Annotated in this window: 23 protein-coding genes and 1 pseudogene; 18 read left to right on the plus strand and 6 right to left on the minus strand. The window is 69.7% G+C overall.

Going from position 1 to position 24305, the window contains the following annotated elements:
- Window positions 1-151 precede the first annotated feature (151 nt).
- Window positions 152-325 carry a hypothetical protein gene (locus ACIP8W_RS24715; RefSeq protein WP_401949332.1) on the minus strand — a complete coding sequence of 58 codons (174 nt, stop codon included), beginning with the start codon at window positions 323-325 and terminating at the stop codon, window positions 152-154.
- A gap of 334 nt (window positions 326-659) precedes the next feature.
- Between ACIP8W_RS24715 and ACIP8W_RS24720 the strand changes: the two genes are divergently transcribed.
- The 4 genes from ACIP8W_RS24720 to ACIP8W_RS24735 all read left to right on the plus strand — a co-directional run bounded on the left by ACIP8W_RS24720 (window position 660) and on the right by ACIP8W_RS24735 (window position 4191).
- Window positions 660-1313, plus strand: a complete 654-nt coding sequence (locus ACIP8W_RS24720; protein WP_401949335.1) for a response regulator transcription factor — start codon at window positions 660-662, stop codon at window positions 1311-1313.
- A 5-nt stretch (window positions 1314-1318) separates the two neighbouring features.
- Complete coding sequence (locus tag ACIP8W_RS24725) at window positions 1319-2551, plus strand: sensor histidine kinase (protein WP_401949537.1); 1233 nt, start codon at window positions 1319-1321, stop codon at window positions 2549-2551.
- 406 nt (window positions 2552-2957) lie between these two features.
- Window positions 2958-3254 (plus strand): DUF4193 domain-containing protein, encoded by a 297-nt coding sequence (locus ACIP8W_RS24730; RefSeq protein ID WP_401949338.1) that lies wholly within the window; start codon window positions 2958-2960, stop codon window positions 3252-3254.
- Between the two features lie 13 nt (window positions 3255-3267).
- Entirely contained in the window at window positions 3268-4191 is a 924-nt protein-coding gene (locus ACIP8W_RS24735) for a hypothetical protein (protein WP_401949341.1), read from the plus strand.
- A 61-nt stretch (window positions 4192-4252) separates the two neighbouring features.
- Here ACIP8W_RS24735 and ACIP8W_RS24740 read toward each other — a convergent pair whose 3' ends face one another.
- Window positions 4253-4723: a DUF3093 domain-containing protein gene (locus ACIP8W_RS24740; RefSeq protein WP_401949344.1), complete on the minus strand. Its 471-nt coding sequence runs from the start codon at window positions 4721-4723 to the stop codon at window positions 4253-4255.
- 127 nt (window positions 4724-4850) lie between these two features.
- Here ACIP8W_RS24740 and ACIP8W_RS24745 point away from each other — a divergent pair, with 127 nt between their 5' ends.
- The 11 genes from ACIP8W_RS24745 (at window position 4851) to ACIP8W_RS24795 (ending at window position 16205) form a co-directional block, all read left to right on the plus strand.
- Window positions 4851-5393: a PaaI family thioesterase gene (locus tag ACIP8W_RS24745; RefSeq protein ID WP_401949347.1), complete on the plus strand. Its 543-nt coding sequence runs from the start codon at window positions 4851-4853 to the stop codon at window positions 5391-5393.
- The gene (gene dut / locus ACIP8W_RS24750; RefSeq protein WP_401949350.1) at window positions 5390-5914 is read left to right on the plus strand and encodes a dUTP diphosphatase; all 525 of its coding nucleotides are present in this window, start codon (window positions 5390-5392) and stop codon (window positions 5912-5914) included. The genes ACIP8W_RS24745 and dut overlap by 4 nt, the downstream gene beginning before the upstream one ends.
- A gap of 1 nt (window position 5915) precedes the next feature.
- Window positions 5916-6701 carry a DUF3710 domain-containing protein gene (locus tag ACIP8W_RS24755; RefSeq protein WP_401949353.1) on the plus strand — a complete coding sequence of 262 codons (786 nt, stop codon included), beginning with the start codon at window positions 5916-5918 and terminating at the stop codon, window positions 6699-6701.
- A 309-nt stretch (window positions 6702-7010) separates the two neighbouring features.
- Window positions 7011-7100: a K(+)-transporting ATPase subunit F gene (gene kdpF, locus ACIP8W_RS24760; RefSeq protein ID WP_388244487.1), complete on the plus strand. Its 90-nt coding sequence runs from the start codon at window positions 7011-7013 to the stop codon at window positions 7098-7100.
- Between the two features lie 3 nt (window positions 7101-7103).
- Complete coding sequence (gene kdpA, locus ACIP8W_RS24765; RefSeq protein WP_401949356.1) at window positions 7104-8768, plus strand: potassium-transporting ATPase subunit KdpA; 1665 nt, start codon at window positions 7104-7106, stop codon at window positions 8766-8768.
- A complete protein-coding gene (kdpB, locus tag ACIP8W_RS24770) occupies window positions 8765-10828 on the plus strand; it encodes a potassium-transporting ATPase subunit KdpB (RefSeq protein ID WP_401949359.1) in 2064 nt (687 codons plus the stop codon). The genes kdpA and kdpB overlap by 4 nt, the downstream gene beginning before the upstream one ends.
- A 14-nt stretch (window positions 10829-10842) precedes the next feature.
- The gene (locus tag ACIP8W_RS24775; RefSeq protein WP_401949362.1) at window positions 10843-11520 is read left to right on the plus strand and encodes a potassium-transporting ATPase subunit C; all 678 of its coding nucleotides are present in this window, start codon (window positions 10843-10845) and stop codon (window positions 11518-11520) included.
- A gap of 71 nt (window positions 11521-11591) precedes the next feature.
- Window positions 11592-14135 carry an ATP-binding protein gene (locus ACIP8W_RS24780; protein ID WP_401949365.1) on the plus strand — a complete coding sequence of 848 codons (2544 nt, stop codon included), beginning with the start codon at window positions 11592-11594 and terminating at the stop codon, window positions 14133-14135.
- Between the two features lie 26 nt (window positions 14136-14161).
- Window positions 14162-14848 carry a response regulator gene (locus ACIP8W_RS24785; protein ID WP_401949367.1) on the plus strand — a complete coding sequence of 229 codons (687 nt, stop codon included), beginning with the start codon at window positions 14162-14164 and terminating at the stop codon, window positions 14846-14848.
- A 151-nt stretch (window positions 14849-14999) separates the two neighbouring features.
- Complete coding sequence (locus tag ACIP8W_RS24790) at window positions 15000-15386, plus strand: OB-fold nucleic acid binding domain-containing protein (protein ID WP_401949369.1); 387 nt, start codon at window positions 15000-15002, stop codon at window positions 15384-15386.
- A 3-nt stretch (window positions 15387-15389) separates the two neighbouring features.
- Window positions 15390-16205, plus strand: coding sequence for a DUF3159 domain-containing protein (locus ACIP8W_RS24795; protein ID WP_401949372.1), 816 nt, complete (start codon window positions 15390-15392; stop codon window positions 16203-16205).
- A 137-nt stretch (window positions 16206-16342) separates the two neighbouring features.
- Here the strand turns inward: ACIP8W_RS24795 and ACIP8W_RS24800 are convergent, their stop codons facing one another.
- Both ACIP8W_RS24800 and ACIP8W_RS24805 read right to left on the minus strand, forming a co-directional pair.
- Complete coding sequence (locus ACIP8W_RS24800) at window positions 16343-17020, minus strand: potassium channel family protein (RefSeq protein ID WP_401949375.1); 678 nt, start codon at window positions 17018-17020, stop codon at window positions 16343-16345.
- Window positions 17020-17688 (minus strand): potassium channel family protein, encoded by a 669-nt coding sequence (locus ACIP8W_RS24805; protein WP_401949378.1) that lies wholly within the window; start codon window positions 17686-17688, stop codon window positions 17020-17022. Before ACIP8W_RS24805 ends, ACIP8W_RS24800 begins: the two co-directional genes overlap by 1 nt.
- A gap of 272 nt (window positions 17689-17960) precedes the next feature.
- Here ACIP8W_RS24805 and ACIP8W_RS24810 point away from each other — a divergent pair, with 272 nt between their 5' ends.
- From ACIP8W_RS24810 to ACIP8W_RS24820, 3 genes and pseudogenes are all read left to right on the plus strand, one after another.
- Window positions 17961-20015, plus strand: coding sequence for an APC family permease (locus ACIP8W_RS24810; protein WP_402149988.1), 2055 nt, complete (start codon window positions 17961-17963; stop codon window positions 20013-20015).
- Window positions 20016-20223: 208 nt separating this feature from the next.
- A complete protein-coding gene (locus ACIP8W_RS24815) occupies window positions 20224-21552 on the plus strand; it encodes a class I SAM-dependent RNA methyltransferase (protein ID WP_401949384.1) in 1329 nt (442 codons plus the stop codon).
- 478 nt (window positions 21553-22030) lie between these two features.
- Window positions 22031-22453: pseudogene (locus ACIP8W_RS24820) on the plus strand (transposase); the annotation flags it as partial.
- 56 nt (window positions 22454-22509) lie between these two features.
- On the opposite strand, the gene folP reads toward ACIP8W_RS24820, so the two are convergent.
- Both folP and metF read right to left on the minus strand, forming a co-directional pair.
- Window positions 22510-23361, minus strand: a complete 852-nt coding sequence (gene folP / locus ACIP8W_RS24825) for a dihydropteroate synthase (protein ID WP_401949387.1) — start codon at window positions 23359-23361, stop codon at window positions 22510-22512.
- Window positions 23354-24265 (minus strand): methylenetetrahydrofolate reductase [NAD(P)H], encoded by a 912-nt coding sequence (metF, locus tag ACIP8W_RS24830; protein ID WP_401949389.1) that lies wholly within the window; start codon window positions 24263-24265, stop codon window positions 23354-23356. The genes folP and metF overlap by 8 nt, the downstream gene beginning before the upstream one ends.
- Between the last annotated feature and the right edge of the window lie 40 nt (window positions 24266-24305).

Genomic DNA, 24305 nt, shown 5'->3' on the forward strand with positions numbered 1-24305 from the left:
CCCGGCGCCGTCCCCTGGAACCCAAGGTGGCTGCGGGGCCCTCCACACGTCGTTCGCGGCTCTTTCCGGATACTGCTCGGTGGTGCTGCTCTGTTCTGTACGGGCTCTGTACGGGCTGTACGACTCGGCCGTACAACACGGATGTGCGGGGTCAGACGCTCGCGGCGCCGACCTCCACACCGTGTTCGGCGGCGAGCCGACGGAGGTCTTCCAGCTCTTCCTGTTCGACATCCGCGAGGAAGTCGTCGCCCGTCTCGCGGGCATGGGTCAGATCTGTCTCCGTGGCCTTTATGCGCTGCAGAAGCCCGGCGGTGAACGCGTCCATTGCGCCCCCTCGTCGTGGGTCAGTGGCACTGGGAGGTGCCGACGGCGGGAAGATCAGAAACCCTCTGTCCACTGGAGAACAGCTATCTGGGGGCAGATAAGGGTGTGGCATGCCACAAACAGGGCGTGATCTCGGGTGTGAAGTCGTCTTCCCCCGGGTCCGTCCCCGAGAAACCTCGGGCGCGCGATAAATCCGGCGCTCTCCCGGACGTCCCAGGTCACCCGCATCGTCTTACCGCCGGTTTATGGCCGTCAGAGGCAGGATGGGGCCACACAGTCAGTGCTACAACCTGTCCCGGTCAGCGGGTGACGGGCCCAGAGGAAGGAACAACGACGTGCGCGTACTCGTCGTCGAGGACGAGCAGCTGCTCGCCGATGCGGTGGCCACCGGACTGCGCCGGGAGGCCATGGCCGTGGACGTCGTGTACGACGGAGGAGCGGCCCTGGAGCGGATCGGGGTCAACGACTACGACGTGGTGGTGCTCGACCGCGACCTGCCCGTCGTCCACGGCGACGACGTCTGCCGCAGGATCGTCGAGCTGGGCATGGCCACCCGGGTCCTGATGCTCACGGCCTCCGGCGATGTCAGCGACCGGGTCGAGGGGCTCGAACTGGGCGCGGACGACTATCTGCCCAAGCCGTTCGCCTTCAGCGAGCTGACCGCCCGGGTACGCGCCCTCGGGCGCCGTACGACCGTGCCGCTGCCCCCCGTCCTGGAGCGCTCCGGGATCAAGCTCGACCCGAACCGCCGTGAGGTCTTCCGGGACGGCAAGGAGGTCCAGCTCGCGCCGAAGGAGTTCGCCGTCCTGGAGGTCCTGATGCGCAGCGAGGGCGCGGTCGTCTCGGCCGAGCAGCTGCTGGAGAAGGCCTGGGACGAGAACACCGACCCGTTCACCAACGTGGTGCGCGTGACGGTCATGACCCTGCGCCGCAAGCTGAGCGAGCCGCCCGTCATCGTGACCGTGCCCGGCTCCGGATACCGGATCTGATGCGGGTGGCAGCCACCCCGGCGCCCCCCACGACGCCCCCGAAGCCCACCTGGGACCCCAGGCGGCCGGAACAGACGCTCCCCTGGGTGCGCCCGACCATCCGGATACGGCTGACGCTGCTGTACGGCGGGATGTTCCTGATCGCCGGCATCCTGCTGCTGTCGATCATCTACATGCTGGCCGCGCAGGCCCTGCACGTGGGCAGCGAGCTGCCTTTCAAGATCGTCAGCGGCAAGGTCAGCAGCGACGCCTGCAACTTCCCCGTGACGGCGCAGCCGGAGCAGTTCAACGAGGCGATGAACACCTGCGTCAACCACCAGCGCCAGCAGGCGCTGGACGATCTGCTCAGCCGCTCGCTCTTCGCGCTGGTCGGGCTGAGCGTCATCGCGTTCGCCTTCGGTTACGCGATGGCGGGCCGTGTCCTCTCGCCGCTGGGCAAGATCACCCGTACCGCCCGCCGGGTGGTCGGGTCCGACCTGGCGCGCCGGATCGAGCTGGACGGCCCGGACGACGAGCTGAAGGAGCTGGCGGACACCTTCGACGAGATGCTGGAGCGGCTGGAGCGCGCCTTCACCGCGCAGCAGCGGTTCGTCGCCAACGCCTCGCACGAGCTGCGGACCCCGCTCGCGATCAACCGCACCCTGCTGGAGGTCCATCTCTCCGATCCGGGGGCGCCGATCGAGTACCAGCAGCTCGGCAAGACGCTGCTGGCCACCAACGAGCGCAGCGAGCAACTGGTGGAAGGGTTGCTGCTGCTCGCCCGCAGCGACAACCAGATCGTGGAGCGGAAACCGGTCGACCTCGCCGAGGTCGCCACCCGGGCGGTGGATCAGGCGCTCTCCGAGGCGGAGGCCAAGGGCGTGGAGATCCGCACCGAGTGCGCGGCGGCGGTCGTCCAGGGCAACGGTGTCCTGCTGGAGCGGATCGCGCTGAACCTGGTGCAGAACGCCGTCAGGTACAACATCCCCGAAGGGGGATGGGTGGAGGTCACCACGGAGATCCAGCAGGGCCAGGCGGTCCTGGTCGTGTCGAACACCGGTCCCGTCGTCCCGGCGTACGAGATCGACAATCTCTTCGAGCCGTTCCGGCGGCTGCGTACGGAACGTACGGGCAGCGACCGGGGGGTGGGCCTCGGACTCTCGATCGTCCGCTCCGTGGCGCGCGCCCACGGTGGCCGGATCCTCGCGGAACCGCGCGAGGGTGGTGGTCTCGTGATGCGCGTCACTCTGCCGGTCTGAGAGACTGCGCGCAGTGATGTGCGAGGCAAAGATTTTGTTCGCTTTGCGCGGAATTCCCGGGAGCGATTCCCGGGAGGGGTATGTGTGATCGATCACAGGATCGAATTCCCGTCGCCCCACTCTGCGTGATCGGGGCTTCATCGGAAAGCCGGTAAAGTCCGGGTTTCCGGGTGCCTGGATTACGGGAAGTACACGGGGTGGCGCCCGTGCAGCGACAACCCGGGGACGGTGTACGGTCCCCATCGCCACCCGAGACCGGTCACTCCTCGTGAGTCCGGTTGGGTGTCGATTGAGTAACAGACCTTGATGTGAGGCAAAATCTCCGCCTCAGGTCGGGCACAAGTCCGGCCTCTCACGCGTTACCCGCGCTGAGACACCACAGATACCCGGAGGGGGAGAGCGACACATGGCAACGGATTACGACACCCCACGCAAGACCGATGACGACGTCGATCAGGACAGCCTTGAGGAACTGAAGGCCCGTCGGAACGACAAGTCGACCTCGGCCGTCGACGTCGACGAGTTCGAGGCCTCGGAGGGCCTGGAACTGCCCGGCGCGGATCTCTCCAACGAGGAGCTGTCCGTCCGGGTCCTGCCCCGGCAGGCCGACGAGTTCACCTGCATGAGCTGCTTCCTCGTGCACCACCGCAGCCAGCTGGCCAGGGAGAAGAACGGCCAGCCCATCTGCCGAGACTGCGACTGAGGTCAGGCCGGCCGTGGCAGGCGACACCCCGCCCCGGAAACGGCGCTTCCGGCGTAAGAGTTCACCGGAGGCGTATCAGGGCGGCACGGGCCCGGCAGAGGGCGTACAGCCTGCTGCCGAGCACTCCGCCGCCCTGCTGCCCCAGCACGGCGCGCACAAGGACGAGCGGGGCCTCCCGGCCTCGCTCGAAGCCGCCCAGGACGACCGCGGAGGCCCCGTGACCGGGGGCCGACGCCTGGACGGCGTCAAACGGGGCGTGCGCAGGGGCGGTGAGGGCGCCAGGGCGGCGCTCGGCCATCTCGCCGACCGGATCATCGAGAACGCGCCCCGGATCCCGGTCCGCGATCTCGCGACCCTGCGCAAGCAGTTCCCGGGGCTCGGCCCCGAGGAGCTGGCCGACAGACTGGTCGCGGGCGCCGCGAACGCCAGCTCGACGGTGGGTGCCGGGGTCGGCGCCGCCGCGATGCTGCCCGTACCACCCGCGATGCCCGCCGAGCTGGCGGCCGAGATCACCGCCGTCGCCGCGGTCGAACTGAAGCTCATCGCGGAGCTGCACGAGGTCTACGGACTGCGGCCGCCCGGCACGCTCAAGGAGCGCAGCCTGGGCTACCTCACCTCCTGGACCCAGGAGCGCGGGGTCGACATCACCAGACCGTCCACCCTCAACGGCGCGCTCAGTGGCGGCATGAAGCGCGAGCTGCGCCAGCAGATCACCAAGCGCATGCTCCGCACCCTGCCGAACCTGGTCCCGTTCATGATCGGCGCGGCCGTCGGCGCGATGATGAACCGGCGCGACACCAAGAAGGTCGCGGAGCACGTCCGCAAGGACCTGCGGGCCCGCCAGATCGCCTGGGACGCGCTGCCCGCCCTGCCCTCCCTCGAACACCCCGGGGAGCTCCCCCCGGGGCTGCCCAAGGAGCTGGGCGGCCCCGCCTGACCTCGGCTCGACCGGCTACGTGCCGTGTCCTCAGGTGCCGGACCGGCTACGTGCCGTGTCCTCAGGCGCCGGACCGGCTGATTCTCGCGGCGGTCAGCGCCTCCGCGAGCGCCTTCGGGTTACGGGTCGAGAGATAGATGTACGGGGTCGGGTCGTCCGGGTCCGTGACCAGGACGCGCAGCGCCGTCGGCACATAGCTGCGCAGCACCATGTACGCGCGCGGGTCGGCCTTGTGCAGCCGCCAGGCCCGCGCCTCCTCGCTGTCGAGCACCTCGGCCTCGCCGAGCGCCGACACCGGGACCCGGGCGTCGCCCACGACCAGCGAGTCCGCCACCACCCGGATCCGCGCGGAACCGTACGAGCTGACCCCGGCGGCCGCCAGGGCGCCCGCGCCGATCAGCCCGCCGAGCAGCGGCAGCGGCCCCAGCGGCAGCAGCATCAGACCGCCCGCGAGGGAGATCAGCGCGGCAATGCCCCACCAGGAACGGGGTGCGGTCAGACGTTCGTCGTAGCGTGCGACGGAAGGCTCCATGGGGCCAAGCTTGGCACGGTGGGGTAAGCGGGCGACCGCGCGGGTAAGGTCTGCGCCTGTGAGTAACGCGCCAACCGGGGGGAGACCCCCCACAGGGCCGGGCCCCCTGACGCCGCCGGCCGGTGCCGTGGCGCCCGTACGGCATCCCGGCGCACCGGCGCCCGGTGAGCCGCTCGGGCCGCACTACGAGCACTGTTTCGGCTGCGGCGAGGCACAGCCGCACGGACTCCGGCTGGTGACGCGCGCCGGGGACGGTGTGAACATCACCGCCGAGTTCCGCGTCAAACCCGCCCACCAGGGCGCCCCCGGGCTCGCGCACGGCGGTGTGCTGGCCTCCGCGCTGGACGAGACGCTCGGCTCGCTGAACTGGCTGCTGCGGGTGATCGCGGTGACGGGACGGCTCCAGACCGAGTACGTACGGCCCGTTCCGGTCGGCGCGCTGCTCTTCCTGGAGGCGGCGGTCACCGCCGTCCACGGACGCAAGATCTACTGCTCGGCCACCGGCCGGATCGGCGGCCCCGAGGGGCCGGTCGCGGTGCGGGCCGACGCGTTGTTCATCGAGGTCAAGGTCGATCACTTCATCGACCATGGCCATCAGGAGGAGATCCGGGCGGCGATGGCCGATCCGGACCAGGCCAGGCGCGTCCGCGCCTTCGAGGTGAACCCATGAGCCCCGCGCCCGCCGCCCCCGTCGACGTACTGATCCGCCGGGTCGATCCGCAGGTGCCGCTTCCGGCGTACGCGCATCCGGGCGACGCCGGGGTGGATCTGGTCACCACGGAGGCGGCCGAGCTGGCGCCCGGGGAGCGCGCGGTGCTGCCCACGGGCATCTCCATCGCGCTGCCCGACGGGTACGCGGCCTTCGTGCATCCCCGCTCGGGCCTGGCCGCCCGGTGCGGCCTGGCTCTGGTGAATGCTCCGGGGACGGTGGATGCCGGGTACCGTGGAGAGATCAAAGTGATCGTGGTCAATCTGGACCCCCGCGAGAGCGTGCGGTTCGAGCGATTCGACCGGATCGCCCAACTGGTGGTCCAGCAGGTCGAGAAGGTGCGCTTCCACGAGGTGGCGGAGCTCCCCGGCTCCGCGCGGGCCACGGGGGGCTTCGGGTCCACCGGCGGTCATGCCGCCGTGGGCGGGGTACAGGGTGGGAATCGATACGCTTCGGTCGTATCCGACCGGGAAGGACAGTGACGTGTTCGGACGTCGCAAGAAGAGTGGTTCCGCCGACACGGCGGACGCAACGGGCGAGACCGAGCAGGTCGTCGACGGGGCCGGCGCTGACGCCGACGCCGATGCGGCGGGGGACGCCCCCCGCCGGACGAACCTTCCGCCGGCGCCTCGGCCCGACGGCCCCTGGGACATCTCCGAGGTCTCCAGGCCCGAGGAGAGCCGGGTGGACCTCGGGGGCGTGTTCGTCCCCGCGGTCGAGGGCATGGAGCTGAGGGTGGAGGTGGCCGGCGACGCGATCGTCGCCGCCACGGTCGTCGTGCGCGACAGCGCCGTACAGCTCCAGGCGTTCGCCGCGCCCAAGAAGGAAGGCATCTGGGGTGAGGTGCGCGAGGAGATCGCCACCGGCATCACCGAGCAGGGCGGTGTCATCGACGAGGTCGAGGGCCCGCTCGGCTGGGAGCTGCGCGCCCAGGTCCCCGTACAGCTGCCGGACGGCACCGGAGGCGTCCAACTGGTGCGCTTCATCGGGGTCGACGGGCCGCGCTGGTTCCTGCGCGGGGTGATCTCCGGGCAGGGCGCGGTGCAGCCCGAGGCCGCCGGGTTGCTGGAGCAGATCTTCCGGGACACGGTGGTCGTCCGCGGTGACGGACCGATGGCGCCCCGTGACCCGATCGTCCTCAAGCTGCCCGAGGACGCCCAGATGGTCGCCGAGGGCGCCGGGGTCCAGCAGGAGGAGCAGGAGGGCTCGCGCTTCTCCGGTGGCATGGGACAGCTCCAGCGCGGTCCCGAGATCACCGAGGTGCGCTGACCCCTCGCGTATGACCCGCGCCTGTGCGCGACCGGTGGGCCGTATCCCTGTATCAGGGGTGCGGCCCACCGGTTTTTGCTGGTCAGGGCGGGGCGAGCCGTTCGGGCGTACGAAGTGCGTCAAGCCGGGGGTCCGATGAGTATGGGAACCGTCAACGAAAGCCGGGTCTGCCGGAACAGCGGGTTTCCTCAGGAAGTCAGACCTTCCGTACTCGATTCAGGAGCACCCGATGGCCGATCTGGCCTTCGTCGCCACCACGATCGCGGTCTTCGCGCTGGTGGCCCTCATCGCCAAGGGGGTGGCCAAGCTATGACCGCGGAGAACATCGTCGGACTGGTCGTGGCCGTCTCCCTGCTGGGCTATCTCGTCCTCGCGCTTCTCTTCCCCGAGAGGTTCTGAGCGATGAGCCCCGTCCTCGCGGGCGTGCTCCAGCTGCTGGCGCTGATCGTGGCGCTCGCGCTGGCGTACCGCCCCCTCGGTGACTACATGGCCCGTGTCTACGGCTCGACCCGGCATCTCAGGGCCGAGAAGTGGATCTACAAGGCCATCGGCGCCCGCCCCGATACCGAGATGCGCTGGCCCGCCTATCTGCGCGGGGTCCTCGCCTTCTCGGCGGTGAGCGTGCTGTTCCTGTATCTGCTCCAGCGTGTCCAGGGCGTTCTGCCCGGCTCGCTCGGCTTCTCCTCGATCGACGCGGACCAGGCGTTCAACACCGCCGCGTCCTTCGTCTCCAACACGAACTGGCAGTCGTACTACGGCGAGCAGTCCATGGGCCCGGTCGTCCAGACCGGCGGGCTCGCCGTGCAGAACTTCCTCTCCGCCGCCGTGGGCATGGCCGTCGCGGTCGCGCTCGTCCGGGGCTTCGCCCGGTCCCGCACCGGTGAGCTGGGCAACTTCTGGGCGGACCTGGTGCGGGGCACCGTACGGATCCTGCTGCCCCTCTCGGTGATCGGCGCGCTGGTGCTGGTGGCCTGCGGGGCGATCCAGAACTTCGCCGGGATCCACGAGGTCGGCCAGTTCCTCGGCGGATCGCAGCAGTGGAACGGCGGCGCGGTCGCCTCGCAGGAGGCCATCAAGGAGCTGGGCACCAACGGCGGCGGCTACTTCAACGCCAACTCGGCCCACCCCTTCGAGAACCCCAACGGCGTGTCCAACCTCTTCGAGGTCTTCGCGATCCTGCTCATCCCCTTCGCGCTGACCCGCACCTTCGGCCGGATGGTCGGCTCGATCCGGCAGGGGTACGCGATCCTCGCCGCGATGGCGCTGATCTGGATCGGCTTCACCGCGCTGATGATGTGGACCGAGTTCCACCACGGCGGGCCCGCGTTCGACCTCGCGGGCGGCGCCCTGGAGGGCAAGGAGACCCGCTTCGGGATCAGCGGCTCGTCGATCTTCGCGGTGGCCTCCACGCTCACCTCGACGGGCGCGGTCAACTCCTTCCTCTCCTCGTTCACCGGTCTCGGCGGCGGAATCGCGCTGCTCGGGATGCAGCTCGGTGAGATCGCGCCGGGCGGGGTCGGCTCCGGGCTCTACGGCATGTTGATCATGGCCGTGATCGCTGTCTTCCTCGCCGGTCTGATGGTCGGACGTACGCCCGAATATCTGGGCAAGAAGATCGGCACCCGCGAGATCAAGCTCGCCGCCTGCTACATCCTCGTCACCCCGGCGCTGGTGCTCTGCTTCACCGCCGTGGCCATCGCGCTGCCCACCCCGGGCCACTCCATGGCCAACTCCGGGCCGCACGGCTTCTCCGAGATCCTGTACGCGTACACCTCGGGCGCCAACAACAACGGCTCGGCCTTCGCCGGGCTCAACGCGGACACCCAGTGGTTCAACACGACCCTGGGGCTGGTGATGCTGCTGGGCCGCTTCGTGCCCATCGTGTTCGTCCTCGCGCTGGCGGGCTCGCTGGCCGAGCAGCGCCCCGTACCCGGGACGGCGGGCACGCTCCGTACCGACAAACCCCTCTTCAGCGCTGTCCTCGTCGGCACGATCATGATCGTCGCCGGTCTCACCTACTTCCCGGCGCTGGCGCTCGGGCCTCTCGCCGAAGGGCTGGCGTCATGACCGCTCGACCGACCACACGTCCCGGCGGGGGTGTGTTCGACCCGCGGCAGCTGATCGGCTCCCTCCCGGAGGCGGTACGCAAGCTCGACCCCCGGGTGATGATCAAGGCGCCCGTGATGTTCGTCGTCCTCGTCGGATCCGTGCTGAGCACGGTCTTCGCCGCGCTCGACCCCGGCGACTGGTTCGGCTGGGCCGTCGCCGGCTGGCTCTGGCTGACCACGATCTTCGCCAATCTGGCGGAGGCGGTCGCCGAAGGGCGCGGCAAGGCGCAGGCGGACACCCTGCGCAAGGCCAAGACCGACACGGTCGCGCGCCGGATCGGCGACGGCACCGAGGAGCGGGTGCCCGGTACGGAGCTGCGCGTCGGCGATCTGGTCGTCTGCGAGGCGGGCGACATCATCCCCGGCGACGGCGATGTGACCGAGGGCGTCGCGTCCGTCGACGAATCGGCCATCACCGGTGAGTCCGCGCCGGTCATCCGGGAGTCGGGCGGCGACCGCTCGGCCGTGACCGGCGGCACGAAGGTGCTCTCCGACCGGATCGTCATCAAGATCACCACCAAGCCCGGCGAGACCTTCATCGACCGGATGATCGCCCTGGTCGAGGGCGCGGCCCGGCAGAAGACCCCCAACGAGATCGCGCTGAACATCCTCCTCGCGTCCCTCACGATCGTCTTCCTGCTGGCGGTCGTCACCCTCCAGCCGTTCGCCGTGTACGCGGGCAGCGCGCAGAGCATGGTCGTACTGATCGCGCTGCTGGTCTGTCTGATCCCCACCACCATCGGCGCGCTGCTCTCCGCGATCGGGATCGCGGGCATGGACCGGCTGGTGCAGCGCAATGTGCTCGCCATGTCGGGACGGGCCGTCGAGGCGGCGGGCGATGTCTCGACCCTGCTCCTCGACAAGACCGGCACCATCACCCTCGGCAACCGGCAGGCATCCGAGTTCGTCCCGGTCGAGGGCGTCACGGAGGCCGAACTCGCCGATGCCGCACAGCTGTCCTCGCTGGCCGACGAGACCCCGGAGGGCCGCTCCGTCGTCGTACTCGCCAAGGAGCGGTACGGGCTGCGCGAGCGGCACCGGGGCGAGCTGGTCGGGGCCGAGTGGGTCGGCTTCACCGCGCAGACCCGGATGTCCGGCGTCGACATCACGGAGGACGGCGCGCGCCGCGAGGTCCGCAAGGGGGCGACCGGGTCGGTCGTCGCCTGGGTCGAGCAGCGCGGCGGCGAGATCTCCGCGGACACCAGGACGCTCACCGACACCATCGCGCAGGCCGGCGGCACACCGCTGCTGGTGGCCGTGGACGACGACAGGGGCGCGCGCGTCCTGGGCGTCATCCACCTCAAGGACGTGGTCAAGGACGGGATGCGCGAGCGGTTCGAGGAACTGCGCCGCATGGGCATCAGGACCGTCATGATCACCGGCGACAACCCGCTGACGGCCAAGGCCATCGCGGAGGAGGCGGGCGTGGACGACTTCCTCGCCGAGGCCACCCCCGAGGACAAGATGGCGCTGATCCGGCGCGAGCAGGCGGGCGGCAAGCTGGTCGCGATGACCGGCGACGGTACGAACGACGCGCCGGCGCTGGCACAGGCGGATGTCGGGGTGGCCATGAACACCGGTACCTCGGCCGCCAAGGAGGCCGGGAACATGGTCGACCTGGACTCCAACCCGACCAAGCTCATCGAGATCGTCGGCATCGGCAAGCAGCTGCTCATCACCCGGGGCGCGCTGACGACCTTCTCCATCGCCAACGACGTCGCGAAGTACTTCGCGATCATCCCCGCCATGTTCGCGGTCGTCTATCCGGGCCTGGACCGCCTCAACATCATGCGGCTGTCCTCGCCCGAGTCCGCGATCCTCTCCGCGGTCATCTTCAACGCGCTGATCATCGTGGCGCTCGTACCCCTCGCTCTCAAGGGCGTGCGCTACCGGCCGATGAGCGCCGACCGGATGCTCAGGAGGAACCTCGGGATCTACGGCCTCGGCGGGCTGGTCGCGCCCTTCATCGGCATCAAGCTCATCGACCTGCTCCTCTCCCTCATACCCGGGATCGGGTGAACGGCGTGTCCTCCATGAACAGCTCCGCGGGCAATACGGCCCGGCTCCTCGGCGCCGGACTGCGCGCCCTCCTCGTCCTGACCGTCCTGTGCGGTGTGCTCTATCCGCTGGCGGTCACCGGACTGGCCCAGGGGCTCTTCCCCCATCAGGCCAATGGCTCCGAGGTCCGGCAGGCGGGGAAGGTCGTCGGCTCCTCGCTCATCGGGCAGCGCTACGACCTGCCGCTCAAGAAGGGGCAGAGCAGCCCCGAGCCCGACCTGAAGTGGTTCCAGCCGCGCCCCTCCAACGGTCTGGGCACCAACAGCGTCAACACCCAGTACCGGCTGCTGCTGTCCGGGGCGACCAACCTGTCCGGCGACAACGCGAAGCTGATCGCGTCGGTGAAGGCCGCCCGGGCCGCCGTCGTCAGGGACAACTCCACCCCCGGCCACCCGGTGCGCCCCGCCGACGTCCCGCCGGACGCCGTGACCTCCTCGGGCTCGGGACTCGACCCCGACATCTCGCCCGCGTACGCCCGGCTCCAGGTCCACCGGGTGGCGGAGCGCAACCACCTCTCCGTACCCGAGGTGCGGCGGCTGGTCGAGGAGCACACGAAGCAGCGCGTGCTGGGCTTCGTGGGCGAGCCCCGGGTCAACGTCCTGGCGCTCAACATCGCCCTGCGGGAGCTGACCGGCGGTGGCTCCACGCGATGACCGGAGCGGGGGAGAGCGCCTGGCCGGCGGGCGGGTCGGGCGCGTCCGCCGACCAGGCGGACAATGGGGCCATGGGACGCGGCAAGCTACGGATCTATCTGGGCGCGGCACCGGGCGTCGGCAAGACCTACGCGATGCTCTCCGAGGCGCACCGCAGGGTCGAGCGCGGCACCGACTGTGTCGTGGGCTTCGTCGAGCACCACGACCGGCCGCGTACGGAAGTGATGCTGCACGGGCTGGAGGCGGTCGCCCGCAAGGAGCTGGAGTACCGGGGGAGCGTCTTCACCGAGATGGACGTCGACGCGGTGCTGGAACGCGCCCCGGCCGTCGCCCTCGTGGACGAACTGGCCCACACCAATGTGCCGGGCTCCCGCAACGCCAAACGCTGGCAGGACGTCGAGGAACTGCTCAAGGCGGGCATCGACGTCGTGTCGACCGTCAACATCCAGCACCTGGAGTCGCTCGGCGACGTCGTCGAGTCGATAACCGGTGTACGGCAGCGGGAGACCGTCCCCGACGAGATGGTCCGCCGCGCCGACCAGATCGAGCTGGTCGACATGTCGCCCCAGGCGCTGCGCCGCCGGATGGCCCACGGCAACGTCTACAAGCCCGACAAGGTCGACGCCGCGCTCTCGCACTACTTCCGCCCCGGCAATCTGACCGCGCTGCGCGAGCTGGCGCTGCTCTGGGTCGCCGACCGGGTGGACGAGTACCTCCAGCAGTACCGCGGCGAGCACAACATCCGCACCACCTGGCAGGCCCGCGAACGTATCGTCGTCGGCATCACTGGCGGCCCCGAGGGGCGTACGCTCATCCGCCGCGCCGCCCGGATGGCGGCCAAGGGCTCCGGCAGCGAGATCCTCGCCGTCTACATAGCCAGGAGCGACGGCCTCACCGCCGCCTCGCCCAAGGAGATCGCCGTCCAGCGCAAACTGGTCGAGGACCTCGGCGGCACCTTCCACCACGTCATCGGCGACGACGTCCCGTCCGCGCTGCTCGAATTCGCCCGGGGTGTCAACGCCACCCAGATCGTGCTGGGCTCCAGCAGGCGCAAGACCTGGCAGTACATCTTCGGCCCCGGCGTCGGCGCCACCGTGGCCCGCGAGTCCGGGCCCGACCTGGACGTGCACATCGTCACGCACGAGGAGGTCGCCAAGGGGCGCGGGCTGCCGGTGGCGCGCGGGGCGCGGCTCGGGCGCTCCCGGATCGTCTCGGGGTGGCTGGCCGGGGTGGTGGCGCCCGTCCTGCTGTCGCTGCTGCTGACCGAGCTGCACAACACCCTCGGGCTCGCCAACGACGTCCTGCTGTTCCTGTTCCTGACCGTACTGGCGGCCCTGCTCGGCGGGTTGCGGCCCGCGCTCGCCTCCGCCGCCGTGGGCTCGCTGCTGCTCAACTACTACTTCACGCCGCCCACCCACACCCTGACCGTCAACGATCCCAAGAACCTGGTCGCGATCGTCATCTTCTTCGCGGTGGCCGTCTCGGTGGCCTCGGTGGTGGATCTGGCGGCCCGCCGCACCCACCAGGCGTCCCGGCTGCGCGCCGAGTCCGAGATCCTCTCCTTCCTGGCGGGCAGCGTGCTGCGCGGGGAGACCGCGCTGGACGCGCTGCTGGAACGGGTCCGCGAGACCTTCGCGATGGAGTCCGTGGCGCTGCTCGAACGCCACAGCGACGTCGACCCCTGGACCCGCGCGGGCAGCGTCGGACCGCAGCCCGTCGACCGCCCCGAGGCCGCCGACGTGGACATGCCGGTCGGCGACCACATGGCGCTGGCGCTCTCCGGGCGGGTGCTGCCCGCCGAGGACCGCAGGGTGCTCGCCGCCTTCGCCGCCCAGGCCGCCGTCGTCCTCGACCGGCAGCGGCTGGTGGGCGAGGCGGAACAGGCCCGCGAGCTCGCCGAGGGCAACCGGATCCGTACGGCCCTGCTCGCGGCCGTCAGCCACGATCTGCGGACCCCGCTCGCGGGCATCAAGGCCGCCGTCACCTCGCTGCGCTCCGACGACGTCGAGTGGTCCGAGGAGGACCGGGCCGAGCTGCTCGAAGGAATCGAGCACGGCGCGGACCGCCTCGACCATCTGGTGGGCAACCTCCTCGACATGTCCCGGCTCCAGACCGGTACCGTCACCCCGCTGATGCGTGAGATCGACCTCGACGAGGTGGTCCCGATGGCGCTCGGCGGCGTACCGGAGAACAGCGTGGAGCTGGACATCCCCGAATCGCTGCCCATGGTGGCCGTCGACCCGGGGCTGCTGGAGCGCGCGGTCGCCAACATCGTCGAGAACGCCGTCAAGTACAGCCCCGCCGGACGCCGGGTCACCGTCGCCGCCAGCGCGCTCGGCGACCGGGTGGAGGTGCGGGTCGTGGACCGGGGCCCCGGTGTTCCCGACGAGGCGAAGGATCGTATCTTCGAACCCTTCCAGCGCCACGGTGACGCCCCGCGCGGCGCGGGCGTGGGTCTCGGCCTCGCGGTCGCGCGCGGGTTCGTGGACGCGATGGGCGGCACCCTCGCCGCCGAGGACACCCCCGGCGGCGGACTGACCATGGTCCTCAATCTCTCAGCCGCGTCCGGACCCGTGCCGGCCGGAACCGAATCATCCGTCCGGGCCCTCTCATGAGCCGGACAGCAGAAAGGCGGACCTCTATGACCCGGGTGCTCGTGGTCGACGACGAGCCACAGATCGTACGGGCCCTCGTGATCAATCTGAGGGCGCGCAAGTACGAGGTGGACGCGGCCTCCGACGGCGCGAGCGCGCTGGAGCTGGCCGCCGCCCGCCACCCCGATGTCGTCGTGCTGGATCTCGGGCTGCCGGACATGGACGGCGTCGAGGTGATCAAGGGCCTGCGCGGCTGGACCCGGGTGCCGATCCTGGTGCTCTCCGCCCGGCACACCTCGGACGAGAAGGTCGAGGCGCTGGACGCGGGCGCCGACGACTACGTCACCAAGCCCTTCGGCATGGACGAGCTGCTGGCCCGGCTGCGCGCCGCCGTCCGGCGTGCCGAGCCGGTCGGCGGGGACGAGGAGAGCCCGGCGGTCGTCGAGACCGAGGGGTTCACCGTCGACCTGGCCGCCAAGAAGGTGCACCGGGAGGGCCGGGACGTCCGGCTCACCCCCACCGAGTGGCATCTGCTGGAGGTGCTGGTCCGCAACACCGGCAGGCTGGTCAGCCAGAAACAGCTGCTCCAGGAGGTCTGGGGGCCCTCGTACGGCACGGAGACGAACTATCTGCGGGTCTATATGGCCCAGCTCCGGCGCAAGCTGGAGGCGGACCCCTCGCACCCCCGCCACTTCGTCACGGAACCGGGGATGGGCTACCGCTTCGAACGCTGAGCGGTGGCCTCCCGGGCCCGTGCGGCGCCGGGGGCCGTGGGCCGTCCGGGCCCGTGCGGCGCCGGGGGCCGCGCCTTTCCGCGCCTTCCGGCGCTGGTCCCGCCGTGACGTACGGGGAACAGGGGTCTCCGTACCCCGGTACGCTCTAGCCATGAGTGCTGAGAAGCCGACCGGCCGTTTCCGCCGGCTGTTCGACCGGCTGTCCAGCTCCCAGGAGGATCTGGAGTCCGAGGAGCTGCGGGAGGACGCGCACGCGTCGGGCTGTACCCGGATCTCCGAGTGCGACGACCGCCAGATAGTCCGGGTGACTGGTACGTTGCGGACGGTCACCCTGCGTCCACGGGCGGGCGTCCCCGCGCTGGAGGCGGAGCTGTTCGACGGCACCGCGCCGCTGGACGTGGTGTGGCTGGGCCGGCGCTCCATCGTGGGCATCGAGCCGGGCCGTAAGCTGATCGCCTCCGGCCGGATCTCCCTGAGCCACGGCCGACGGGTGCTGTTCAACCCCAAATACGAACTCCGACCGCTCGGACAGGAGTAGCCGGTGACGTCATTCGACAAGCCCGCCGCCTCGACAGATTCCCCGGACCGCCCCGGCTCCGCCGTACCCGATCAGGAGAGTGACGCGAAAGCGGTCACCGAGGCGGCGCTCTTCGAGGCGTTCGGCGGCCTGCGCGGCATGGTGGAGACGGTCCTCCCCGGACTTCTCTTCGTCACGATCTTCACCGTCAACAAGGACCTGCACACGGCGGCCATCGCGGCGCTGGGCGTCTCGCTGCTGCTCGTCGTGGTCCGGCTGGTCCGCCGGGACACCGTCAAACACGCCTTCAGCGGCGTCTTCGGTGTCGCCTTCGGCGTCGTCTTCGCGATGATGACCGGCAACGCCAAGGACTTCTATCTGCCCGGCATGATCTACACGCTGGGGCTGGCGCTCGCGTACATCATCACCACCCTGGCGGGCGTGCCGCTGATCGGGCTGATCCTCGGGCCGGTCTTCAAGGAGAACCTCTCCTGGCGCACCCGCAACCCGGGACGCAAGAAGGCGTACGCCAAGGCCAGCTGGGCCTGGGGGCTGATCCTGCTCGCCAAGTGCGCGATCCTCTTCCCGCTCTACTGGTGGGCGGACACCACCCAGCTCGGCTGGGTGCTGATCGCGCTGAAGATCCCGCCGTTCCTGCTCGCGGTCTATCTGACCTGGGTCTTCCTCGCGAAGGCGCCGCCGCCGATCGACGTCTTCGCCGAGATGGAGGCCGAGGAGGCGGCGGAGGAGGCAGCCGAGAAGGCACGGGCGGCCGAGGCCGCCGCGACGGCCGGAGGCGTGACAGAGGCATCCGGGGAGCGCGCCCGCCACCGGCGGTAGCCGTAGCCAGCGCGGTGTAGCCGTGCAGCCGGGACACCGGCGGCAGCCGTAGCCGTACACGGACGAGCGCCGGACGGGCTGAGGATCAGCCCGTCCGGCGCTCGTCCGTGTGTACGTGCTCGTGTGGGTACGGGAGGTCAGGCCTCGACGTCCTCGCGGCGTACCGAGAGCAGGTCCTCCAGCTGCTCCTCACGGGCCTGGGCCGCGACGAACAGCAGCTCGTCGCCGGCCTCCAGGGTCTCCTCCGGGTTCGGTGTGAGGACCCGGGCGCCCCGGATGATCGTGACCAGGGACGTGTCCTCCGGCCAGCTCACATCGCCGACCTGGGTGCCGGTCACGGCCGATTCGGGGGGCAGCGTCAGCTCGACCAGGTTGGCGTCGCCGTGGCTGAAGCGCAGCAGCCGTACGAGATCGCCGACGCTCACCGCCTCCTCGACCAGCGCCGACATCAGCCGTGGTGTGGAGACGGCGACATCGACGCCCCAGGACTCGTTGAACAGCCACTCGTTCTTGGGGTTGTTGACCCGGGCGACCACCCGCGGCACGCCGTACTCCGTCTTGGCGAGCAGCGAGACGACCAGATTGACCTTGTCGTCACCGGTCGCGGCGATCACGACATTGCAGCGCTGGAGCGCCGCCTCGTCCAGCGAGGTGATCTCGCAGGCGTCGGCCAGCAGCCATTCGGCGAGCGGGACCCGCTCGACCGAGATGGCGGTCGGCGCCTTGTCGATCAACAGGATCTCGTGCCCGTTCTCCAGCAGCTCGCCCGCGATGGAACGGCCCACCGCGCCTGCTCCGGCAATCGCGACGCGCATCAGATCCCGCCTCCGTCCGGGCCCTCGGCGAAGGCCGCCTCGACCTTCTCGATGTCATCGGTGCGCATCATCACATGGACGAGGTCACCCTCCTGGAGGACCGTCTGGGAGGTCGGCAGCATCGCCTCGCCCAGTCGGGTGAGGAACGCGACGCGGACGCCCGTCTCCTCCTGGAGCCTGCTGATCTTGTGGCCGATCCAGCTCGCCGAGGTGTGCACCTCGGCGAGCTGCACCCCGCCGCTCGGGTCGCGCCACAGCGGCTCGGCGCCGGACGGCAACAGCCGGCGCAACATCTGGTCGGCGGTCCAGCGGACCGTGGCCACGGTCGGGATACCGAGGCGCTGGTAGACCTCGGCGCGCTTGGGGTCGTAGATACGGGCCGCGACGTTCTCGATGCCGAACATCTCGCGGGCCACCCTGGCGGCGATGATGTTGGAGTTGTCACCGCTGCTCACCGCCGCGAAGGCGCCCGCGTCCTCGATCCCCGCCTCGCGGAGGGTGTCCTGGTCGAATCCGACCCCGCTGACACGCCGACCGCCGAAACCGGCGCCGAGCCGGCGGAACGCGGTGGGGTCCTGGTCGACGACGGCGACGGTGTGTCCCTGCTGCTCCAGGTTGTGCGCGAGCGTCGCGCCCACCCGGCCGCAGCCCATGATGACGATGTGCACGCCGCGCTACCCCGCAGTCCTGGTCGCCTGGATGACCTGCGAAAACACCCTGTTCACTCTTCTTTCTCGACATACCGGGGACCAACCGGGACAGCCGATTCACGGCCGTCCTCCGGTACGAGCTTATGCGGCGGCCGACCAGGGTGCGGCATCCCCATAGCAGTACAGAAGCCCCAGGACCGATACGGCTTCCGTATGACTTTCGTATAACTCGCGACGGGTGGAGGGTGGTGCCCTCACCCGTGCTTGTTCGAACGCATACGATCCCTTCCGTGTCCAAACTGACCGACGTGCCCAAACGCATCCTGATCGGGCGGGCGCTGCGTAGCGACAAGCTCGGCGAGACCCTCCTTCCGAAACGCATCGCGCTCCCCGTCTTCGCCTCCGACCCGCTCTCCTCAGTGGCGTACGCGCCCGGGGAAGTGCTTCTGGTGCTGTCCATCGCGGGTGTGTCGGCCTACCACTTCAGCCCGTGGATCGCCGTGGCGGTCGTCGTGCTGATGTTCACGGTCGTCGCCTCCTACCGGCAGAACGTGCACGCCTACCCCAGCGGCGGCGGCGACTACGAGGTCGCCACCACCAACCTCGGCCCCAAGGCCGGTCTCACCGTCGCCAGCGCGCTGCTGGTCGACTATGTCCTCACCGTCGCCGTCTCGATCTCCTCCGGAGTGGAGAACCTCGGCTCCGCGATCCCGTTCGTCGTCGAGCACAAGGTCTTCGTCGCCATCGGGATCATCGTGCTGCTCACCCTGATGAACCTGCGGGGGGTACGCGAGTCCGGCAAGCTCTTCGCGATCCCCACGTACGTGTTCGTCGGCGCCGTGTTCATCATGATCGCCTGGGGCGCGTTCCGCGGACTCGTGCTCGGCGAGTCGATGCAGGCCCCCACGGCCGATTACCAGATCAAGCCCGAACACCAGGGGCTGGCCGGCTTCGCGCTGGTCTTCCTGCTGCTGAGGGCGTTCTCCTCCGGCTGCGCCGCGCTGACCGGGGTCGAGGCGATCAGCAACGGCGTGCCCGCCTTCCGTAAACCCAAGAGCAAGAACGCGGCCTCGACGCTCGCGCTGATGGGCGGGCTCGCCGTCACGATGTTCTGCGGGATCATCGGACTGGCCATGGCCACCGATGTGAAGATGGCCGAGAACCCCGGCACGGACCTGGTCCACAACGGGGTGCCGCTCGGCGCGGACTATGTCCAGAACCCGGTGATCTCGCAGGTCGCGGCAGCCGTCTTCGGCAGCGGGACGTTCTTCTTCGTCCTGCTCGCCGCCGCCACCGCGCTGGTGCTCTTCCTGGCCGCCAACACCGCGTACAACGGCTTCCCGCTGCTCGGCTCGATCCTCGCCCAGGACCGCTATCTGCCGCGCCAGCTGCACACGCGCGGCGACCGGCTCGCCTTCTCCAACGGCATCGTGCTGCTGGCCGGGGCCGCCGCGCTGCTGGTGGGGATCTACGGGGCCGACTCCACGCGGCTGATCCAGCTCTACATCGTCGGTGTCTTCGTCTCCTTCACCCTCAGCCAGACCGGCATGGTCCGGCACTGGAACCGCCACCTGAGGACCGAGCGCGACCCGGCCAAGCGCCGCCACATGATGCGCTCCCGGGCGATCAACACCTTCGGCGCCTTCTTCACGGGGCTGGTGCTGATCGTCGTACTCGCCACCAAGTTCACCCATGGCGCCTGGGTCGCCCTGCTCGGCATGGTGATCTTCTACGGGACGATGACCGCGATCCGCGGACACTACGACCGGGTCGGCGCGGAGATCGCCGCGGCCGAGGACCCGTCGGAGGACACCGTACGGCCGTCGCGTGTGCACTCCATCGTGCTGGTCTCCAAGGTCCACAAGCCCACGCTGCGGGCGCTCGGATACGCCAAGCTGATGCGCTCGGACACGCTGGAGGCGCTCTCCGTCAATGTGGACGTGGCGGAGACGAAGGTGCTCAAGGAGGAGTGGGAGCGGCGCGGCATCAACGTACCGCTGAAGATCCTCGACTCGCCGTACCGCGAGATCACCCGGCCGGTCATCGAGTACGTACGAGGGCTGCGCACCGAGAACCCGCGCGACGCGATCAGCGTCTACATCCCGGAGTACGTGGTCGGCCGCTGGTACGAGCACCTGCTGCACAACCAGAGCGCCCTGCGGCTCAAGGGGCGCCTGCTGTTCACGCCGGGGGTGATGGTGACCTCGGTGCCCTACCAGCTGGAGTCGTCCGAGCTGGCGAAGCAGCGGGCGAAGCGGCGCGCGGCCTACCACGCGCCGGGCGCGGTGCGGCGGGGGCCGGTGGGACCGACGGACTCGCGGCCGAAGCCGAAGTCGAAGTCGTAGGGGCCGGTTGGTGGCTCGTGGTGGGGCGGGACGGGCGGAGCCGCTCCGGTGGCGGGCGCGCGGTCGTGCCGGACGTAGACTTGTGGGCTGTCGTCCGGCGGCCGCCTCCGGTGCCCCCGGAAAGTGCCGCGCAATCTCCTTCCCCGTCCTCCCCGCCCTCCCTCTGAACTCTCCCTTCGCCCCTTTTGATTTTTGGAGCCACTCCCTCATGTCCACAGAACCGCAGGCTTCGCTGATCGGGGAGGAGTACGAGGTCGAGGTGGGTCCCGTCGCCCACGGTGGCCACTGCATCGCCCGTACCGACGAGGGCCGGGTGCTGTTCGTACGGCACGCGCTGCCCGGCGAGAAGATCCTCGCGCGGGTGACGGAGGGGGAGGCGGACTCGCGCTATCTCCGCGCCGACGCGGTGAAGATCATCGACGCGTCCAAGGACCGGGTCGAGGCCCCCTGCCCGTACGCAGGCCCCGGACGCTGCGGCGGCTGCGACTGGCAGCACGCCAAGCCCGGCGCGCAGCGGCGCCTCAAGGGCGAGGTCATCACCGAGCAGCTCCAGCGGCTCGCGGGCCTCACCCCAGAGGAGGCCGGCTGGGACGGGACCGTCATGCCCGCGCCCGGCGACAAGCTGCCCCAGGGCGAGGTGCCCGCGTGGCGCTCACGGGTGCAGTACGCGGTCGACGAGAACGGCCGCGCCGGGCTGCGCAAGCACCGCTCGCACGAGATCGAGCCGGTCGACCACTGCATGATCGCCACGCAGGGCGTCAGCGAGCTGGGCATCGAGCGGCGCGAATGGCCGCAGATCGCCTCGGTCGAGGCCATCGCCGCGTCGGGCTCGGGCGACCGCCAGGTGATCCTGACCCCGCGCGAGGGCGGCCGGCTGCCGCTGGTGGAGCTGGACAAGCCCGTCTCCGTACTGCGGGTGGCGGAGCAGGACGGCGGCGTCCACCGCGTCCACGGCCGCGCCTTCGTCCGCGAGCGCGCCGACGGCCGTACGTACCGCGTCGGCATGGGCGGCTTCTGGCAGGTGCACCCGAGCGCACCCCAGCTGCTGATCGAGGCCGTGATGCAGGGCCTGATGCCGAGGAAGGGCGAGACCGCGCTCGACCTCTACTGCGGGGTCGGCCTGTTCGCGGGAGCCATCGCCGAGCGCGTCGGCGAGACCGGCGCGGTGCTCGGCATCGAATCCGGCAAGCGCGCTGTCGAGGACGCCCGCCACAACCTCCAGGCGATGCCCCGGGTCCGTATCGAACAGGGCAAGGTCGACCAGGTCCTCCCGCGCACCCACATCACCAAGACCGACCTCATCGTCCTGGACCCCCCGCGCGCGGGCGCCGGCAAACAGACCGTCAAACACCTCGCCTCCCTGGGCGCCCGCCGCATCGCCTACGTCGCCTGCGACCCGGCCGCCCTCGCCCGCGACCTGGCGTACTTCCGGGAGGGCGGCTACAAGCCGCGCACGCTGCGGGCCTTCGACCTGTTCCCGATGACGCACCACGTGGAGTGCGTGGCGATTCTGGAGCCGGTGAAGAAGGACGACTGAGCGGGGGTTTTGTCGATGCGCATGATGTGCGTCGAGGGTGCTGCGGGCGATGTCTTGACGCTGAAATGACGCTCGCGACGCTCATCTGACGCTCGTTGATCATGGTCTGGCGCCGCTCTGACCATGGAGTTTGCCGTTACTCAGCGTGGATGTTGACGCTCGAAGTCTCGGCACCATCGGCATCTGCCTGCCTCGGGAGCCGGGCTGGACCCGCAAGGCCGGTGGACAAAGAACCGGCCCTTCCTCTCTCGCCTGACGAGAGGGGGAAGGGCCGGTCCAGGCGTTCTATATGGCAAGGGTCAGCGGGGCCTCAAGGCGTTCCCAGGCGCCGAGTACGGCCCGGTGGGCGTCGGGCTGGAGATGTAACGGTGGAGTCGGGTATTGGAACTGCCTGAATGCCCCTGCTTGATGCGTCGGTGACGCTGAGGTGACTCCCGTGGTGTGGACACTCTGACAATGGATCCTGTAGGTCCGAGGAAGGGCGTCCTGGTGGGACGGAAGTCTCCATATCCGGTGGAGTTCAGAAACGACGCGGTGGCTGAAGATGGCGGTGGCGACCCGGGGCGGCAGCGTGGCCGGGGTGATCTTCCACGCGGACAGGGGATCCCAATACACCTCGAACACGTTCGCCCAGGTCTGCGACCGTTTCGGGATCCGTAGGAGCATGGGCCGCGTCGGGTCGAGTTACGACAACGCCCTCGCCGAGAGCTTCTGGCAGGGGCTGAAGAGAGAGACGATGAACCAGAGGCTCTTCACGACGATCAGCCAGGCCAGACTGGAACTCTTCCAGTGGCTGACGTACTACAACGGGCGAAGGCGCCACAGCTCGCTCGGCTACCTCTCACCCGTCGAGTTCGAACAACAGCACCAAACAGAACGTAGACTCACACTCGCGGCATGAACCCCTGTGTCCACACTCCGGGGGGCACCTCAGGGGCCGGTACGTTCACCGCCGCGTCACCAAACCCCCTCCTTTGCCGATTCCAGGGCTTCGAAAACCGTGAGCGCGTCCCGGAGGGCGGCGATGTCATGGGTACGAATGAAGTCCGCCCCCCTGCGAGCGGCATACAGTTCCGCCGCCAGGGTGGCCGGACCGATGGCGGAAAGGCCGCTGCCGGTGAGCGTCCGCAGGAACGACTTGCGGGAGGGGGAGACGAGCACCGGTACGTCGAAGCGGGCTTTCAACTGTTCGAGACCGGCCAGGGTTCTCAGTGACGGTTCGGGACCGCTGCCCAGGAAGTAGCCCAGTCCCGGATCGATGACCAGCCTGTCGTGAGGGATGCCGGCCGTTTCCAGCGCGGCCAGGCGCTCGTCGAAGAACTCCTCGATGCCTCTGCACACCTGCGTGGGGTCGGTTCGTACCTTGGTGGCGAGGCCGTGACGCTGCACGGAGTGCATGACGATGAGCCGGCAGCCGGTGCCGGCGAGTTCCTCGTACTGGGCGGGATCGCCGAAGCCCTGGATGTCGTTGAGATAGGTGGCGCCCCGCGCGGCGGCGAACCGCTGTGTGGCGGGCTGGTAGGAGTCGACCGATACCGGGATGCCCTCGGCGACCAGTTGGTCGATCACATCGGCCAGCCGCCTCATCTCCTCGGCCGCGGTCACCTGCTGTGCTCCCGGATGGCTCGCGGCAGGCCCGAGTTCGATGACGTCGGCCCCCTCCGCGCGCAGCCGGAGGGCGTGGGCCACCGCTGCGTGCGCGGTCAGGAAGTTGTTCCCGTCCGAGAACGAATCCGTGGTGATGTTGACGATCCCGACCAGCGAAGGGCGATGGATTCCCACGGGCGGGAGGGCTGGGTGATTATTCATGGAGTCCCAGGTTCTGATAGATCTCTGTCGTCACCGTTGAGAAATTCATGGTCATGAAGTGCAGTCCGGGAGCCCCTTCGGCGAGCAGACGGCGGGACATCTCGGTGGCATGGCCGATTCCGAGTGCTCTGACCGCTTTGGGATCGTCCCGCAGGGCAAGCATTCTCTCGGCCAGCCGGGCGGGGAAGACGGCGGTGGAGAGCGTGGGAATACGTCGCAGTGAGCGGACGGTGGTGACCGGCATGATCTCCGGGATGATCGGTGTCTCGCAGCCGGCCGCTGTCACCCGGTCACGGAAGCGGAGATAGTCCTCGACGTCGAAGAACATCTGGGTGATGGCGAAGTCCGCTCCGCCCCGGCACTTGTCGACGAAGTGACGGATGTCGCTGTCCCGGTCGGGGGAGCGGGGATGCATCTCGAGGAAGGCGGCGACGCCGACACAGAAGTTTCCGGATTCCTTGATCAGGCTGACCAGTTCGGCCGCGTATCGGACACCCCGCGGATGTGTTCTCCAGGGACCGAGCGGGTCGCCGGGCGGGTCTCCGCGCAGCGCGAGGATATTGCGCACGCCCTGATCGGCGTAGTGGCCGAGAATGTTGCGCAGTTCGGCGACGCTGTGGTCCACCGCGGTGAGGTGGGCGACCGGGGTGAGGGTGGTCTCCTGGGCGATCCGCCCGGTGACGTTGACGGTCCGGCCTCTCGTCGAGCCGCCGGCGCCGTAGGTCACCGAGACAAAGGTGGGCGACAGTGCTTCCAGACGGCGGATCGCCGTCCACAGGCCGGCCTCGGCCGCCGTGCTGCGTGGCGGCATGAATTCGAATGAGTAGGAGCGGCCTCCCCGTTGGAGGAGATCGCGAATGGATACCGCGCTGTCTGCCCTGGTGCTGGGCATGCCGAGAGCCATGTGCTGGTGCTTTCTCCGATGCCGGGCCGGGGAAGGACGG

Source organism: Streptomyces sp. NPDC088554 (genome assembly GCF_044752945.1).
Classification (GTDB): domain Bacteria; phylum Actinomycetota; class Actinomycetes; order Streptomycetales; family Streptomycetaceae; genus Streptomyces.

Excerpts from the sequence above, each read along its gene's own strand:
- ACIP8W_RS24715 (WP_401949332.1), bottom strand. The coding sequence starts at position 325 with ATGGACGCGTTCACCGCCGGGCTTCTGCAGCGCATAAAGGCCACGGAG.
- ACIP8W_RS24730 (WP_401949338.1), top strand. The coding sequence starts at position 2,958 with ATGGCAACGGATTACGACACCCCACGCAAGACCGATGACGACGTCGAT.
- ACIP8W_RS24740 (WP_401949344.1), bottom strand. The coding sequence starts at position 4,723 with ATGGAGCCTTCCGTCGCACGCTACGACGAACGTCTGACCGCACCCCGT.
- dut (WP_401949350.1), top strand. The coding sequence starts at position 5,390 with ATGAGCCCCGCGCCCGCCGCCCCCGTCGACGTACTGATCCGCCGGGTC.
- kdpF (WP_388244487.1), top strand. The coding sequence starts at position 7,011 with ATGACCGCGGAGAACATCGTCGGACTGGTCGTGGCCGTCTCCCTGCTG.
- kdpA (WP_401949356.1), top strand. The coding sequence starts at position 7,104 with ATGAGCCCCGTCCTCGCGGGCGTGCTCCAGCTGCTGGCGCTGATCGTG.
- kdpB (WP_401949359.1), top strand. The coding sequence starts at position 8,765 with ATGACCGCTCGACCGACCACACGTCCCGGCGGGGGTGTGTTCGACCCG.
- ACIP8W_RS24775 (WP_401949362.1), top strand. The coding sequence starts at position 10,843 with ATGAACAGCTCCGCGGGCAATACGGCCCGGCTCCTCGGCGCCGGACTG.
- ACIP8W_RS24780 (WP_401949365.1), top strand. The coding sequence starts at position 11,592 with ATGGGACGCGGCAAGCTACGGATCTATCTGGGCGCGGCACCGGGCGTC.
- ACIP8W_RS24785 (WP_401949367.1), top strand. The coding sequence starts at position 14,162 with ATGACCCGGGTGCTCGTGGTCGACGACGAGCCACAGATCGTACGGGCC.
- ACIP8W_RS24790 (WP_401949369.1), top strand. The coding sequence starts at position 15,000 with ATGAGTGCTGAGAAGCCGACCGGCCGTTTCCGCCGGCTGTTCGACCGG.
- ACIP8W_RS24800 (WP_401949375.1), bottom strand. The coding sequence starts at position 17,020 with ATGCGCGTCGCGATTGCCGGAGCAGGCGCGGTGGGCCGTTCCATCGCG.
- ACIP8W_RS24815 (WP_401949384.1), top strand. The coding sequence starts at position 20,224 with ATGTCCACAGAACCGCAGGCTTCGCTGATCGGGGAGGAGTACGAGGTC.
- folP (WP_401949387.1), bottom strand. The coding sequence starts at position 23,361 with ATGAATAATCACCCAGCCCTCCCGCCCGTGGGAATCCATCGCCCTTCG.
- metF (WP_401949389.1), bottom strand. The coding sequence starts at position 24,265 with ATGGCTCTCGGCATGCCCAGCACCAGGGCAGACAGCGCGGTATCCATT.